This window comes from Streptomyces radiopugnans (genome assembly GCF_900110735.1).
Classification (GTDB): Bacteria; Actinomycetota; Actinomycetes; order Streptomycetales; family Streptomycetaceae; genus Streptomyces; species Streptomyces radiopugnans.
This window is the reverse complement of record NZ_FOET01000009.1, coordinates 142,795-158,504: the sequence shown is the minus strand read 5'-3', so window position 1 is coordinate 158,504 and position 15,710 is coordinate 142,795. Positions and strand designations below refer to the sequence as shown.

The following is a 15,710-nucleotide window of genomic DNA, read 5'->3' as shown; positions in this document are numbered from 1 at the left end:
CCGCCTCCTAGCGCTTCTTGTTCGTCTTGCGGCGGCGGACGATGTACTTGTTGCTGGCCTTCTTCGGCGAGCGAGTACGTCCTTCCTTCTTGCCCCACGGCGAGACCGGGTGACGACCACCGGAGGTCTTGCCCTCACCACCACCGTGCGGGTGGTCGACCGGGTTCATGACCACACCGCGGACGGTCGGGCGGACGCCCTTCCAGCGCATGCGGCCGGCCTTGCCCCAGTTGATGTTCGACTGCTCGGCGTTGCCGACCTCGCCGACGGTGGCGCGGCAGCGGACGTCGACCAGGCGGATCTCACCGGACGGCATGCGCAGGTGGGCCATGCGGCCCTCCTTCGCCAGCAGCTGCACGGAGGCACCCGCGGAACGGGCGAACTTCGCGCCGCCGCCGGGCCGCAGCTCGATGGCGTGGATGGTGGTACCGACCGGGATGTTGCGCAGCGCGAGGTTGTTGCCCGGCTTGATGTCGGCGCCGGGGCCGTTCTCGACGCGGTCGCCCTGCTTCAGGCCGGCCGGCGCGAGGATGTAGCGCTTCTCGCCGTCGACGTAGTGCAGCAGCGCGATGCGCGCGGTGCGGTTGGGGTCGTACTCGATGTGCGCGACCTTGGCCGGCACGCCGTCCTTGTCGTGACGACGGAAGTCGATCACGCGGTAGGCGCGCTTGTGGCCGCCGCCCTGGTGGCGGACGGTCACACGACCGGCGTTGTTACGGCCGCCCTTGCTGTGCAGGGGGCGGACCAGCGACTTCTCCGGCGTGGACCGCGTGATCTCGACGAAGTCGGCGACGCTGGAGCCACGACGGCCCGGGGTCGTCGGCTTGTACTTGCGGATACCCATTTCTCAGTCCTCGTCCGATATCGGACGGTGCGACCTCCGTTAGGAGACCGGACCGCCGAAGATGTCGATACGGTCGCCCTCGGCGAGGGTCACGATGGCGCGCTTGGTGTTGGCGCGCTTGCCGTAACCGGTGCGGGTGCGCTTGCGCTTGCCCTGGCGGTTGATCGTGTTGACCCCGGTGACCTTGACCGAGAAGACCGCCTCGACGGCCTGCTTGATCTGGGTCTTGTTGGCACGCGGGTCGACGACGAACGTGTACTTGTTCTCGTCCAGCAGCGCGTAGCTCTTCTCGGAGACCACCGGCTTCACGAGGATGTCGCGGGGGTCGGAGAAGGTCTTGCTGGTGACGGTGGTCTCGGCCATCAGGCCTCGCTCCCTTCGTGCTGGGCGGCCTTGCGGCCGGCCACGAAGCTGTCGAGGGCGGCCTTGGTGAAGACCACGTCGTCGGAGACGAGCACGTCGTAGGTGTTCAGCTGGCCCGGCTCCAGGATGTGGACCTGGGGCAGGTTGCGGGCGGACAGCCACGCGGCCTCGTCGCTCCGCTCGGCGACCAGCAGCACGTTCTTGCGCTCGCTGATCTTGCCGAACAGGGTCTTGGCGGCCTTGGTGGAGATCTCGCCCTCGACCACGCCGGTGACGACGTGGACGCGGCCGTGGCGCGCCCGGTCGGAGAGGGCGCCGCGCAGGGCGGCGGCCTTCATCTTCTTCGGGGTCCGCTGCGAGTAGTCGCGCGGCACGGGGCCGTGCACGACGCCACCGCCGGCGAACTGCGGGGCGCGGGTCGAACCCTGGCGGGCGCGGCCGGTGCCCTTCTGGCGGTACGGCTTCTTGCCGCCGCCGCGGACCTCGCCGCGGGTCTTGGTCTTGTGCGTGCCCTGGCGGGCAGCGGCCAGCTGTGCGACGACGACCTGGTGGATCAGCGGAACGCTGACCTGCGCGTCGAAGATCTCCGCGGGGAGCTCGACGGTCCCGGCCTTGTCGCCTGCCGGCGAAAGGATGTCAATGGTGCTCATCGGTTACCTCAGGCCCCCTTGGCCGCGGTACGGACCAGGACGAGGCCGCCGTTCGGACCAGGAACCGCGCCCTTGATGAGCAGCAGGCCCTTCTCCGCGTCAACGGCGTGGACGGTCAGGTTCTGGGTGGTGACCCGCTCGTTGCCCATGCGGCCGGCCATGCGCAGGCCCTTGAACACGCGGCCCGGGGTGGCGCAGCCACCGATGGAGCCGGGGGAGCGGTGCTTGCGCTGCGTGCCGTGGCCGGCGCCGAGGCCGCCGAAGCCGTGGCGCTTCATGACACCGGCGGTGCCCTTGCCCTTGCTCTTGCCGGTGACGTCGACCTTCACGCCCGACTCGAACACCTCGGCGGTGATCTCCTGGCCGAGCGTGTACTCGCCGGCGTCGGCGGTACGCAGCTCCACCAGGTGGCGGCGCGGGGTGACGTCGGCCTTGGCGAAGTGGCCCTTGAGGGGCTTGTTCACCTTGCGCGGGTCGATCTCGCCGAAGGCGATCTGGACGGCCTCGTAGCCGTCCCTGTCTGCGGTGCGCACCTGGGTGACGATGCAGGGGCCGGCCTTGACGACGGTGACCGGGACGACACGGTTGTTCTCGTCCCAGACCTGGGTCATGCCGAGCTTCTCGCCCAGGACACCCTTGATCTGCTTGGTGGTCATCTCTACCGGGCCTCTCAGAGCTTGATCTCGATGTCGACGCCGGCCGGCAGGTCCAGGCGCATCAGCGAGTCAACGGTCTTGGGCGTCGGGTCGAGGATGTCGATCAGGCGCTTGTGGGTACGCATCTCGAAGTGCTCGCGCGAGTCCTTGTACTTGTGCGGCGACTTGATGACGCAGTACACGTTCTTCTCTGTGGGCAGCGGCACCGGGCCCGCGACCGACGCACCAGTACGGGTCACCGTCTCGACGATCTTCTTCGCCGAGGTGTCGATGACCTCGTGGTCGTAGGCCTTGAGCCGGATGCGGATCTTCTGTCCCGCCATGGCTACTTCGTAGTCCTGTCTCTCGTCACGCTCTGGGACCCGGCGGGACCACGCTCTCCTCCGACCCACGCGGTCGGGCGTGTCGCATTCCCGCCACCATGGAAATCCTGGAATTTCCCTGCTTGGGGATGCGGTGCGCGAGACCGCGGAACCGGGGGAGGAAACCCACCGGGCGCCTGGTCGGTACCCCGCCCACGCTTCCCGGAAGATTCCCGTACTTCCGCCCCTGACGAGGGGCGACGAATACATTGGGACTCGCTTCCGGTCCTCCCGGCGGGAGGCGCGCAGCATCGGCACTCAACCGAGCAACCCGGACAGTCTGCCACAGGGGCCCGCACCGATGCCAATCGGACCCATGACGGTACCCCGCCGGGGCACCGCCGAACCATGCCGGATACGCGGCGCCCCGGCCTCCTGCGCGGAATCCGCGGCCGTGTGAGCCGTATGACCGCCTATGCCCGGTTGTCCGTGGGAACGGGCGGTGGGCCCCGCCCGCACGCGCCCCGGCCCGGGGGCCGCCGGCGGTGGACGCGGACACGACGACACCACACGGTGTGCCGGATCCGATTCCGGCCGCTCCGCCTCTCCGCCCCGGCCGCACCAGCCGGGGCTTTCCTCAGCCCACCAGGAACCAGTCCGCCACCAGCAGCCCCAGCGGCACGGCACTCCACACCAGCAGCGGCAGTCCGGCCTCCCGGCCCGTGGCCGCGCGCGGCGGGCGCAGCGCCGGTTGCCGGACCATCAGCGCGAGACGGTCGGCCGCCCGCCGCCCGGTGGCGGGCAGCCGCAGTGACCGCAGCAGCAGCCGGAGCGCCGGCGGTGCGAACGCCCCGGCGATCACCCTCTCACCGTCCGCCGTTCCGAACTCCAGCGCGCCGTCGCGGCGGTGCTCCACCGTGCGTATCCGGTCCCAGGGCAGCCGGCGCGGCCGGAGCCAGCGGCGCACCAGCACCCCGTCCGCGTCCGCGACGATCCGCCACAGCGCCATCCGGCAGCACAGCCACGCCCATACCAGCGCGGCCCACACCAGGACGATCCAGTCCCCCGGCGACTCCCCGGAGCCCGGCTCCGCACCCCGCAACAGCATGCCCGCCGCGAACGCGGCTCCCGCGGCACGGCCGCCCCACCCGGCCCGCAGGACCACCGGTCCGTCCGCGGGCGGCATGTGCGGCAGCAGCTCGGCCAGCCGGCGCTCCCTCCCCAGCCGCCGGGTCCGCCGGGCCTCCCGGGACTCCTGTCGCACTCCCCTCACCGGACGGTCTCCTTCCCTTGCGGCAGCTCGACCCCCGGCGGCGTCAGCTCCTCCTCCACGTACTCCCGGAAGTCCCTCTCCTCGTCCGGGTCCGAGAGGTCGAACAGCGGACTGTCCGGCCACAGCGGCCGCCCGCCGATCCAGGGCACGACGGTGTCGGGTTCGTCGGACGCCCAGCGCAGCTCAGCCGCCCCCTCCAGTGGGAGCCGGGCCGCCGTCGGCGCGCGGCGCGGGCCGCGGTCCGCCTCCAGCAGGGCGAACGGCCGCCTGCCACCGCCCGGTTCGAAGAACACCAGTTGCGGCGCGGTGCGCGGGTCCCCGGCGTCGGGCAGCAGCAGGTAGTCGGCGGACCGGGCGCCGCTCCCGCGGGCCGCCCGCACCAGCCGGCGCAGGTTTCGCGCGGCGCGCGCCGCGCACCACGCGCCGCGTGTCAGCACGAGCGCCGCGACCGTGCCGCTGACCACCAGGCCCTGCCCGAGCCCCTCGTCACCGGCGATGCGGGCCGCCGACGGGGAGTCCACGGCGTACTCCACGGTGACCTCGTCGCCCTCGCGCGGGCCCGGATCCTCGTGCGCGACGTCCGTGGTGACCGTGCGGCCGTCCGCCGTGCGGAAGGCGACCTCGGCGTCGCCCGGTACCAGCCAGGGCCCGAGCGGGGCGTCCTCGTGGCGGTGCTCGACGGTGGCCCGTGCGGTCGCCGTCTCCGCGCCCCACAGCCTCACCGCCGAGATCCACCACCAGCCCGAGAGCGCTGCGGTGGCCACCAGGACGAGCAGCCCGAACCAGGGCACCCCGGTCGTCAGCACCATGCCCCGCAGCCGGGGCGAGCGCCACCAGGCGACGGCGCGGACGTCGGGTTCGCGCGGCGGGGTCCGGGCGGGGGTGTCCAGGCGGGAGCGCAGCAGCCGGGCCAGGGCCGTGAGGTGCTCCCGGTCCAGTGGGTCCGGTACCTCGCCCGGCCGGGACGCGGCCGCCTCCGGGTCCCTCTCCGGGGACACCGGGGCAGCGGAGGACACCGGAGCCCCGGGAGGGGCCACGGATCCGGGAGAGGCCGGGGCGGGCCGGCGACGTGTGCGGACGCGCGTCGTCAGGCCCCGGCCGGACAGCGCGCGGCCCGCGACGCCCGCCGCCGCGAGCCCCAGGCAGACGGCGGTGGCGCCGCCGAGCAGCCAGGGGGTCGCCTCCCGGTCGAACGCCGCGCCGCGCAGCGGCCAGGCCGCCGCGCTGACCTCCAGGGACTGCCCCTTCTCCACCGCCTCGTCGTCGCAGTCCACCCCGGCGGTGCGCCGGGTGCCGTCCCAGGGGTCGGTCCAGGCGACATGGCAGACGAACTCCTCGGTGTCGGTGACCGTCGCACGCACCGTCGCCCCCGCCCCGTACGCGCAGACCAGCAGGCCGGCGCCGGCCAGGCCCAGCGCTCCGGCCGCCGCGCTCCACCACGGCACCACGGCCGCCGCCCGCCGCAGGGCGGACGGCTCGGGGCTCCCGCCGTCGCGCAGATGGCGGCGGAGCCTGTGCAGCCGTGCGGCTCCGCCCAGGGACGCGGAGGCGGTGCCCGCCAGCCCCACCGCGCCGGTGACGGTGAGCCCGAGCGTCAGCATGAACGGCGAGTTCTCCATGTCGGCCGCCTCGCCGCGCAGCGGCCACGGCCGGGCGGCGATCCGCAGGGGGTCGCCGGCCCGCTCGCCGCCGTAGCAGTCGACACCGGCGGTCCGCGTACCGCCCGTCCAGGGGTCCTCCCAGCGGACCGAGCAGACGCCGTCGCGTCTGCCGGTGACCTCCGCGGTCACCTCCTCGCCCAGGACGAAGGTGTGGAGGCCGAGGACTCCGAGCACGACCGCCAGCCCCAGCGCCACCGCGGCGGCCCCCGGCAGCCGGAGCAGCCGCCGCCACGGGACACGGAATGCCTCCGGCCCCACCTGCCCCGCGCCCGGCGCGGCGGTCAGCTCGGCCACCAGGATGCGCGCCCAGCCGTCCGGGACGTCGATCCGCACGGTCCCGGAGCCGTCCGGCACCTCGTGGACGACCGTGGTCCAGTCGGTACGGAGCAGGCCGCCACCGGCCCCTCCGGAGGGGGCCGCGTCCAGCACCCGTCCGCCGCGCGCCAACGCCACGGGAGGCCGCGCGCCGCCGACGAAGTACGGCGGACCGCCGTCCCCTCCGGCGGGAAACCACAGGTCGCCCCTGACCGGGCGGGCCGGGTACGACAGGCCGTCCCCGCCGAACCGGGCCCGTGTCCGCACCGCCTCCGCGCCGCCCGGCGCGCGGCGCGGCGGACCGTCGCGGCGGTCGGCCCAGGCGGCGGACGCCAGCCCGGACAGCACCGCGCACCCCAAGAAGACGAGGAACCCCACCCCGGACATCCACCCACCCCGGCAACCGACTCCGACGGCAGCGGCCCCTGCCGCCCGCCGCACGCACCGGGAGGAAGACTCCCAGCAGGGCGTACGACCGGGCAATCTTCCCCCGCGGCCCCCGCGACGGCCCGCCCCGCCCCGGCGTTCGCCGAGCCGTCACCTCGGATCCGTGACCTTCCGATGCCGCCGTCGTGGCAACCGCCGACATCGAGTGACGGAAGAGAGGAAAACATGTCCCGTACCGTGATCGACCTGGACGACGGGACCGTCGCAGAAGCCATCCGCCTGTACGGCATCACCACCAAGGCCGCCGCCGTCCGTGCCGCCATGGAGGACGCCGTCAAGCGGCGCCTGCGCTGTGAGTTCCGTGACGCCATCCGCAACGCCGGGATCGTCGAGTCCACCGGCCCGAGGAACCGCGACGGCAGCCTCAGAAAGCACCACCCCCCTTCCCGGCCGGCAAGTGCGCGCTCTACCGGTACTTGGCGCCCGCGGTCGTCGAGGTCCTGAACGGCCTCGACGACCGCGCGGCCTGCTCGCCGCCTGCGCACCGACCAAGTGCGAGATGGCCCACAGCGCCCGCACCGAGCGGGAGACCGCCCACCTGCGCACCGGCCTCGGCTGCGTCCGCCGCAACGCCGAGCCGTTCGAGCGCGCCCTGAAGGTCCAGCACGAGGAGCCGCCACGCGGCTGCCACCACACCTCGCTCCTGTCCGACCTGCTGATGGCCGCGACTGCCGAACAGAACGGGCTGACGGTCCCCCACTGCGACGGCGACTCCTACACGACCGCCGAGATCACCGGCCGGTGGGCCCGCCGGGTGGCCGAGCCGGCTCGGTGAACTGACCTCGGTCAGACCGGCCGTCACCTCACCCACGCCTCCCGAAGCCCCCGTACGGCTCCAGCCTGGCTCCGACTCTGCCGCATCCATCGTTCACCGATGCTGCCGTCGCCGCCACCTTTCCCGGAGAGCCCCGCCGGGCTGCCCCCGCGGGGCTCTCCGGATGCGGTTCCCGCAATGCCCGGCCTTTATCCACTAGCTACTTGCGGACCGAAAAAAGTGAGCGAGGTTACGGAATCCCAAGAATTTCGGACACAGCTTCGTGCACCTGAGTTGCAATTCGATTCAACTGCCTGGCCTCCTCCTCGTTCCTGGCGGCCCTCTCCACCTGCCACTCGATGAACATGGGCGCGAACCAGATGAGTCGCACAAGGTCCGAACTCACTGTCTCCCCGACCGGAGGGATTCGAGAGAGCAGGGCTACATACGCTTCCCCGGCATCTGGATCAAACTCTCCAGATCGGAGCTTTCCGAGGAAGCCGGACTCGTCATCCCACGCTTCGTCCAGAAGCTCTAGCAGGTCTTCCATGGTCATCCTCCAGGCCAGTGTCCGACGATCGCTTCCGCCGGGACATTCTGCCAGACCAAGACTTCAGAATCCTTACGAGCGTAAGCGCTATGCCTCCTGCTCGACGGGAAAGGGCCCGAAGAAATATCCACATAGCTGTATGGAATAAGCCGCAGGTCGATCGCAACTACCCCATGCCCCCGGTTGTACTTATCAAAGGCGATACTGGGGTCCTTGCTTGTGGATATCCATGGCGTCTTCTTCTTTCCAGCTACATGCGACAAGGGCCTGACACCGACATTGCTGGGGTCCCTTGCGGTCAGTCCCATCGCAGGATCCTCCCCTTCGGCCAATGCACGGTAAACGATATTCCCGTCGGGGTCCGGCCCATCAGGCCTATCGCCGCAGTTGTGGACCAGGACCGGCGCGGTGCCCACCAGGACGTAGTAGGTGTGGGCGTCGGTGACGGTGAGGTTGTGGACCGTGGCGCCGGGGCTGGTCCAGCGCTCGACCGCGGTGATCTGGACATGGGTGCCGGCGCTGGTGCGCAGCCACTGGCCGGACCGCAGGTCGGTGGCGTCGATCCACTCGCCCAGCTCGGGGACCCAGAAGGGGTGGCCGTCGGTCGCGGTGACCTCGGCCGTCTTGGAGCCGCGTTCACCGTCGGTGTCGACTGTGACCTTCACCAGGTGCTTGACGCCCTCGCCCCTGATCTCGGCGGTGACCGTCTCCACCCGGGTCCGGCCCGTCTCCGGGTCGGTGGCCAGGACCTTGTCGCCGACCTTGACGTCCTCGATCGGCTTGGTGGAGCCGTCGGCCATGAGCACGCGGGTGCCGGGCGTGAAGCTGTTGGTCTTGCAGGAGTCGCCCTCGTCGGCCTTGCCCGAGCCGCCGCTCCCGCTGGAGCCGCCCTTGCCGCGGGAGGAGCCGCCCGAGGAGCCGCCGGGCTTGGAGACGCTCTTGCCGCCGCCGGCCGAGCTCTTGCCTCCGCTGGTCCTGGAGACGGACGAGCCCTTGGGGTTGGATCTGGCCTGGGCCTGCTTCTGGACCGGGTTGCCGGTCTTCTTGGTGGTGTTGACCGCGTTGTTGCTGGTGGTGTTCACCTTGGCGGCGGCCTTCTTCTTGGCCGCCTGGGCCGCCTTCTTGGCCTTCTCGATCGCCGCCTTCTTGGCGTTGAGCGCCGCCTTCTCGGCCGCGCGGGCGGCGGCGAGGACGGCCTGGGCCGCCTTCTTCGCGGTGCGCCACGCCTGGATGGCGGAGATGGTGCGGTCGACGGCCTTCAGCACCGACGGGATCTTGCCGAGCTTGGTCCAGGGGATCGCCCCGATGATGAGGCTGCCGCAGGACCACATGTCGCCGCCGAAGCAGGCCATGGCGTCGTTGATGCCGATGAAGTCCTTCAGCGCTCCCCAGGCCGCGGAGAGGATCACCGAGGTGAGCGAGCGGCCCATGGTGGCCTGGGCCTGGGCGACCTGGGCGGGGCTGAGTCCGGCGCCGGCCAGGGCCGCGGCCCGCTCGGAGGCGGTCAGCGACACGGACAGGCCGGTCGGGTCGGACAGGGTGACCGGGTTGTTGTGCGCGTAGGCGTAGCCGTTGGACTGCACCGGGTCGGCCAGGTCGAGGACCGGGTCGGCGGACAGGAAGCGTCCGACGGCCGGGTCGTACATGCGGGCCCCGAGCTGGGTGTAGCCGGAGGAGTCGTCGCGGGTCGCGCCGAGGAACCCCTTGTGGGTCTGCATGTCGACGCCGGCGGTTCCGGCGCCGCGCTGGTTGCCGAACGGGTCCTGCTTGCGGATGCGGACCTGCATCGTGCCGTTGAGCGCGACCTCCGCGTACGGGCTGCCCTGGTGGTCGCCCGCGAGGGCGACCAGTTGCGGGTTGCTGTTGGCGGCCGCGTAGCGCATGACCGTGCCGCCGGGGGCGGCGTAGGAGCGCTGGGTGTTGACCAGGGCGCCGCCCTTGTGGACGGTGACCTCGGCCTCGCCCAGGTGCAGGGTGGCCTGCCGCCCCTTGACGCTCAGCAGGCGGGTGCCGTCGGGCCCGTAGATGTAGCGGGTCTGGTTCTGCGCCTCCCACTGCTGGGCGGCGGAGGTGCTGTCGCAGGCCGCCAGCACGGTCGGGGTGGCGTTGGCGGTGGCCGCGTCCTTGACGGCCACGCACAGCCCGGAGGCCGGATGGGCGAGCTGCCCGGTGGAGGAGCGCTTCAGTTCCTGTGCCGCGGAGCCGTCGCACTTCTGGAGCTGGACCGCCGAGCCGGCCGTGTTGGCGGCGGGCTGGACGCACCAGTCGTCGTAGACGGTCAGGGCGCCCAGGTCGGCGTCGGCCTGTCCGGGGGTGGGGGTGAAGGCCCAGTTCTGGGCGACCGTGGAGTTGCAGTCGTAGAGCTGGACCGGCTGCCCGGCCGCCGGGACGGCGGACTTCAGGTCGAGGCACTTGGCCCCGAGCCCGACGTAGGGGGTCCTGCCGTTGCTGCCCTGGCCGGTGATCCGCTCGACCTGGCCGTCGTGGGTCCAGTCGATCTCCTGCTTGTCACCGTTGTCCAGCGAGGTGACGGACTTGGTCTCGCCGGTCAGCTCGTGCAGCCGCTCGGCCTCGGCGGTGACGTCGGCGCCGGCCGGGGTGGTGTACTTGCGGGTCACCTTGGTGAGGGTGCGCGGCTGGCTGCCGTCGGCCCGGCCGTAGCCGTAGGTGGTGGTGGAGTCCTTGGCGGTGCCGCCGGGGACGGCCTTCTCGGTCAGCTTGGTGCGGTTGCCGAGCAGGTCGTACTCGTACTCCTGCCAGTAGCCCGCCTTGTCGGGGCCGGCGGTGGCGTTGACGCTGCCGTCCGCCTTGATCGGGCCGACGGCGCAGGACGCCTGGTCGGCCGAGGTCCAGGCGCTCCTCAGCTGGCCCATCGGGTCGTAGCGGAAGCACTGCCGCTCCTCGATCCCGAGCGAGCGCTCGCGGATCGCGGTGACGTTGCCCGCGTTGTCGTACCAGTAGGAGCGGTGCGAGACGAGGTTGCCGCCGACGAGGGTCTTGTCGCCGGCCTTCTCGCGGTAGACCTGCTGGTCGGTGAGCGCGCCGCTGGACTCGTCGTAGGAGGCCATGGTCCACACCCGGTTGGGCTGGGCGCCGAGGGTGGAGCGCAGCACCTGGCCGTAGGGGGAGTAGACGACCTCGGCGCCGTACCAGTCCTTGCCGGAGACGGACTGCGGCAGGCCCTCGTTGTTGTAGCGGGCCAGGATCTTCTCGGCGGGGAAGTGGCCGGCGGCGGGCAGGGTGGTCGACTGCGGCAGGCCGGTCTCGGTGTAGCTGAAGTTGTAGGTGTAGGAGGTCTCCAGTCCCCAGGTGTCCGCCACGGTCTGCGGCAGAGTCAGGGTGGAGGAGGTGGGCTGGTAGTCGTCGGTGTAGCCGGCGACCTCCATGCGGTACGGCAGGCCGTCGGTGTAGCGGGTGGCGGACGCGGGCAGGCCCTTGCCGCCGGTGGCCGTGTCGTACGTGTACTGGCTCAGGAGGGTGCCGGTGGCGCTGCCGAGCCGCTGCTGGGTGGGCCGGGACAGTTCGTCGTAGCCGTTCCAGACGGTGACGCCGCGGGCGTTGGTGGTGGTCAGCGGCCGGTCGCGGTGGTCGTAGGTGGTGCGGGTGGTGCCGGTGTCCGGGTCGGTGGCGGCGGTCATGCGGCCGCGCCGGTCGTAGTCCCAGCTCCAGGGGCGGGTCGGGTCGGCGGAGTGGACGGCTTTCTCCAGGAGGCCGCGCTCGTCGTACTCGTACCGCATGGTGAGCGCGCCGGCGGTGGTGCGGTCGGTGTCGGTGAAGGTGTCCACGCGGGTGGTGCGGCCCAGGGCGTCGGTGTACAGCCGGTAGGAGGCGGCGCCCGAGGGGTTGATCACCGTGGAGTGGTCCTCGGCGTAGGTGTAGCGGGTCGCGCGGGCGGGCGCGTCCTCGCCCCGCAGGACGGGCATCTCCTGGACCACGCGGCCGAGGCCGTCGTAGGTGTAGCGGGTGGCGTTGGGCACGGCCGTGTCGGCGAGCGGGGTGAACAGCTCGCCCTCGGGCGCGCCCTCGGCGAAGTAGGCGTTGTTGGTCTGCCAGACCTCGCCGGAGGTGTTGTACAGCGTGTCCGTGATCAGGCGGCCGCCGCCGGTGGCCTCCTCCTGGACCTGCCGCTCGCGGCCCATTCCGTCGTAGACGGTGACGGAGGTCTCGATGCGGTTCTCGTGGCCGCGCGCGCGGGTGGTGATGTACGGCGGTTTGTTGTCCGGGGTGGTGTAGACGGCCTCGAAGTCGGGGACGGCGGTGGCCGAGGGGGTGCGGCCGGGCTTCCAGGCCCTGACGAGGCGGCCCAGCGGGTCGAACTCGGCGTGGCTGACGTGGCCGTTGGCGTCGGTGGTCCGGACGGCGACGGCGCGGCCCGGCTCCAGTTCCTGGACCTGCTCGTGGCCGAGCGAGTTCCTCTCGGTGACCTTGAACGCCTGCCCGGTGGGCGGGTCGTAGGTGATCGTGGAGGTCTTGGAGTCGGGGTCGGTGCTCCTGACGACGCGGCCGACGGCGTCGAAGCCGGTGGTGCCCTCGGACTGGAAGCCGGAGCCGTCGGCCTTCAGCGACCAGGTCTGGGTGGGCAGGCCGCGCGGCGACGCGGCGAGCGCGGCGCCGTACGCCGCCCCGTCGTAGGCGGTGCGGCCGGCGGAGCTGAGCGTGGTCAGGTCGTCGAAGTCCGCGCCCGCGCAGGTGGTGGGGCTGGTGCGGGTCTGCTTGGTCAGGCCGATGAGGTTCTTGTCGGTCTGGTGGAGGTACTCCAGCAGGGTGCACGACTCGTCGCCGGTCCTGCCGGTGTCGCCGAGGGACTCGATGCGGGTGGGCAGGCCGTGGACCGGATCGTAGGTGGTCCTGGTGTCGACGGTGCGCAGGGTGCGCTTGTCGTCGCCGGTGCCGGAGGACCTGGTGTGCGAGACCTGGCGGGGCTCGGTGACGCGCCAGGCGCGCAGGGCGGTGAGGCCGTCGCCGCGTTCCCGCTTGGCGAGTTCGGTGGCCTCGGGGTAGGTGATGCTGCGGGTGAGCCAGTCGGTGTCGGCGTCGCCGGCCTCGGAGTAGGTGAGCTCCTCGGCGATACGGCCGGCGAACGGCTCCTCGTCCTTGCCGATCTCGACGGTGCCGCCGATGTCCTTGACGGACACGTCCGCGCCCATGCCGCGGAAGTAGCGGACGGCGGACTTGGTGCGCTTGCTGCCGATGGCGGGGTCGTCGGCGCCGGTGATGGTGGCGACCTGCTCGAAGCCCGCGAACTGGGAGTAGGTGCGGGTGGACTTCTTGGTGAACTCCTGCTGGGCCAGCTTCCAGCCCGCGTTCTTGTACGCGTAGTTGGTGACGGTGCTGAACGCGCCGTCCACGTTGGGGAGTTCCTCGACGCCGGCCACCACGTACTTGTGGAACCAGTCGATGTCCTCCTTGGCCGGGTCCGGGTGCCAGAACGCCGGGTAGCACAGGCGGGTGTTCGACTTCAGCGCGGCCGTGTTGTCCTTGGCGGGCAGGCCGGTGCCCGTGGCGCAGTCGCCTTCGGGCTGCTTGTAGGTGACGAAGGTCTCGCCGCCGTACTCGTTGATGACGCGGGCGATGCGCAGCCGGGAGAAGCCGGGGCGCGGGTCCTCGGGGCCCCGCATGACGCGGTTGGGCATCTCCTCCTGGTTGTACTCGAAGCGCACCGGGCGGAGGGTGACCTTGTCGTCGGTCGTGCCCTTGCGGGCGTAGCCGGTGCGGGTGATCGACTCCAGCCACAGGGCGGTGTTGGGGCCGGTGCGCAGAATCGGGAAGGACTGCTTGAGCCGGTACTCGTCGACCACCTGGCGGGCGGCGGTGTCCGTGCGCCGCTGCGCCGAGGTGACGATCTGGTCGAGGCGCTTGCGGGTGAAGAAGGAGGGCGCGGCGTTCCAGCACTTGCTGCCCGAGGCGCAGCGCAGGTCGGCCGGGGTGTCGTACCAGATGCGGTACTTGCCCGGGTCCTTGGCGGCGAAGTTCTCGTCGGTGCAGGCGAGGGTGCCCTCGGCGAAGCAGCGCTCCTGTGTGAGGAAGCGGACGCGGGCGGGGGCGGGCTCGGAGAAGAGGGTGCTCGCGCGCTGCCCGTAGTCGATGCGGTCGAGGTAGCCGCCGCGGTGGTAGGGGACCGGGGCCTTGAAGTTGAAGTTCTTGGCGTAGTGGTTGGTCTCGCGCTGCCACCACAGGGACATGGCGTTGCCCTGGAGGTCCTCGACGTAGTCGAGGGACCAGCGCCAGGCCTGGGTGCAGGAGGAGCCGGCGAAGTCGCCCGCCTTGTAGCAGTCCTCGCCCTCGTGGTTGCCGTACACGGGGACGGTGAGGACGGAGTTGGTGACGGGGTCGTCCGCGGCGGTGCCGTTGTCGGACCAGCCGGGCAGGCGGTGGAGGCCGAAGTGGTAGCGGGTGCCGTCCCGGGTGGTGACGACCCAGTACGCGTTCTCCCTGGCGCCGTTGTCCACGTCCTTGTTCGTGATCAGCTCGACCTTGGAGCCGTCGCCGTTGGCGGTGAACCACTCCTCCTTGGTCGCGTCCCAGACCAGTTCGGTGGTCATGCCGCCGAGGGAGAGGGTGGCGTTCTGCGAGCCCCAGCACAGGTCGCCGGTGCGGTGCTTGGTGTTGTTCGCGCCCGTCTTCTTGGAGTCCTGGGTGCAGTTGGCGAAGGTGCGGGTGATCGCTCCCGCGTTGTAGTCCCAGCCGTCGCCGATCCAGGAGGCCTGGTTGTTGGTGGCGGAGGTGCGGCCGTCGACGGACTGCGAGGAGTAGGAGAGGGCGATCTTGGGCGTGAGGCCGCCGCCGGTCTCCGGCACCTGCACCTGGTAGGAGTAGGTGAACGCGCCGGAGGAGGAACCCGCGGCCCAGGAGCCGGAGGACAGCAGCGGGGCGGCGGTGTAGTCGCCGGCCGCCGAGGCGCCGGTGTCGAGCGCGCCGACGACGCGGGAGCCGGTCGTGTCGGCGGCCTGCAGCGCGGCGGTGCGGACGGAGGCCCCGTCGGCCTCGCCGGCGGCGGGGGCCGAGCCGGTGTCGAACAGCGAGCCGACGGGCACGGTGCCGGAGACGATGCGGCGGGTCTTCTCGCCCTCGGCGGCGGTGGTGCGGGTGGGCGCCTCGTCGGCGGGCAGCAGCTCCACCTCGCTGGTCAGCGCCTCGAAGGAGTCCGCGCCGGTGTCGCCGGACATGGTCTCCACGCCGCCGTCGGTGGCGCAGTCGCCGGTGTCGGGCGAGTGGTAGACGCAGTCGGGCAGCAGCATCAGGCCGAAGCGGTCGGCGGCCTGCGGCCCGTAGAGGTCGGCGAAGGCGGTGTAGTCGACGCTGAGGGCGACCTCGGCGGCCGGGTCGGCGGTCGCGGGCGGCGTGAGCTGCATGATCAGGCCGGAGACGCCCGCGGTCTGGGAGGTCTCGGGTGCGGCGAGGTCCACGGTCCACTCGCCTGCGAGTGTGGCCGGGTCGCCGCCCTCGGGGACGCCGAGCGCGACCGGCAGGTCGGAGACGGGGACGGTTTCGCCGGCCTTGACGCCGGTGAGGTCGGCGGTGCCGGTGTCCTCCTGCCAGGGGGTGACGGCCACCGGCGCGTAGGGGGTCACCGCGACCTCGTCGGCGGTGGTCAGGCCCTTCTCGGCCTCCTCGTCCTGGCCGATCGGCTCGCTCTCCGGTATGTCCGGGAGGTCGAGCTGCGTCTGCTCGCGGCTCATGTCCGGGCCGGGGACGGCCCAGGCCTCTGCGGACAGGCTCGTCACGGCCAGTGTCGAGGACAGCAGCAGCACGATCGCCGTGCGGGCACGACGCCGCCTGCGGCGGCTCGGCTCCGTCAGGGCCGGCCTGCCGTGCCCCCGCCAGGACAGCGGACCTGCAGCACGCATACGCGTCGACTCCCACCAGGCATGAAGGAAGAGAAACGGGATAAAAAA

At 71.8% G+C, this 15,710-nt stretch carries 11 protein-coding genes; 2 read left to right on the top strand and 9 right to left on the bottom strand.

Going from position 1 to position 15,710, the window contains the following annotated elements; translation table 11 throughout:
• Positions 1–7: 7 nt before the first annotated feature.
• From rplB to BMY40_RS17440, 7 genes are all read right to left on the bottom strand, one after another.
• Positions 8–844, bottom strand: a complete 837-nt coding sequence (rplB, locus tag BMY40_RS17470) for a 50S ribosomal protein L2 (RefSeq protein ID WP_093660599.1) — start codon at positions 842–844, stop codon at positions 8–10.
• Positions 845–883: 39 nt separating this feature from the next.
• The gene (gene rplW, locus BMY40_RS17465) at positions 884–1,207 is read right to left on the bottom strand and encodes a 50S ribosomal protein L23 (protein WP_093660597.1); all 324 of its coding nucleotides are present in this window, start codon (positions 1,205–1,207) and stop codon (positions 884–886) included.
• On the bottom strand, positions 1,207–1,857 hold the full coding sequence (rplD, locus tag BMY40_RS17460; RefSeq protein WP_093660595.1) for a 50S ribosomal protein L4: 651 nt from the start codon (positions 1,855–1,857) through the stop codon (positions 1,207–1,209). The genes rplW and rplD overlap by 1 nt, the downstream gene beginning before the upstream one ends.
• 8 nt (positions 1,858–1,865) lie before the next feature.
• The gene (gene rplC / locus BMY40_RS17455; protein ID WP_093660593.1) at positions 1,866–2,513 is read right to left on the bottom strand and encodes a 50S ribosomal protein L3; all 648 of its coding nucleotides are present in this window, start codon (positions 2,511–2,513) and stop codon (positions 1,866–1,868) included.
• 14 nt (positions 2,514–2,527) lie between these two features.
• Positions 2,528–2,836, bottom strand: coding sequence for a 30S ribosomal protein S10 (rpsJ, locus tag BMY40_RS17450; RefSeq protein ID WP_004571821.1), 309 nt, complete (start codon positions 2,834–2,836; stop codon positions 2,528–2,530).
• 616 nt (positions 2,837–3,452) lie between these two features.
• A complete protein-coding gene (locus BMY40_RS17445) occupies positions 3,453–4,088 on the bottom strand; it encodes a PH domain-containing protein (RefSeq protein WP_143071788.1) in 636 nt (211 codons plus the stop codon).
• On the bottom strand, positions 4,085–6,451 hold the full coding sequence (locus tag BMY40_RS17440; RefSeq protein ID WP_143071787.1) for a DUF3592 domain-containing protein: 2,367 nt from the start codon (positions 6,449–6,451) through the stop codon (positions 4,085–4,087). The genes BMY40_RS17445 and BMY40_RS17440 overlap by 4 nt, the downstream gene beginning before the upstream one ends.
• Before the next feature lie 225 nt (positions 6,452–6,676).
• Between BMY40_RS17440 and BMY40_RS17435 the strand changes: the two genes are divergently transcribed.
• Both BMY40_RS17435 and BMY40_RS17430 read left to right on the top strand, forming a co-directional pair.
• A complete protein-coding gene (locus BMY40_RS17435) occupies positions 6,677–6,955 on the top strand; it encodes a type II toxin-antitoxin system VapB family antitoxin (RefSeq protein ID WP_177214047.1) in 279 nt (92 codons plus the stop codon).
• 55 nt (positions 6,956–7,010) lie between these two features.
• Positions 7,011–7,286, top strand: a complete 276-nt coding sequence (locus tag BMY40_RS17430; protein ID WP_093660586.1) for a PIN domain-containing protein — start codon at positions 7,011–7,013, stop codon at positions 7,284–7,286.
• Positions 7,287–7,515: 229 nt separating this feature from the next.
• Here BMY40_RS17430 and BMY40_RS17425 read toward each other — a convergent pair whose 3' ends face one another.
• Positions 7,516–7,821 (bottom strand): hypothetical protein, encoded by a 306-nt coding sequence (locus BMY40_RS17425; protein ID WP_218158307.1) that lies wholly within the window; start codon positions 7,819–7,821, stop codon positions 7,516–7,518.
• Complete coding sequence (locus BMY40_RS17420; protein ID WP_093660582.1) at positions 7,818–15,662, bottom strand: ricin-type beta-trefoil lectin domain protein; 7,845 nt, start codon at positions 15,660–15,662, stop codon at positions 7,818–7,820. The genes BMY40_RS17425 and BMY40_RS17420 overlap by 4 nt, the downstream gene beginning before the upstream one ends.
• Positions 15,663–15,710 lie beyond the last annotated feature (48 nt).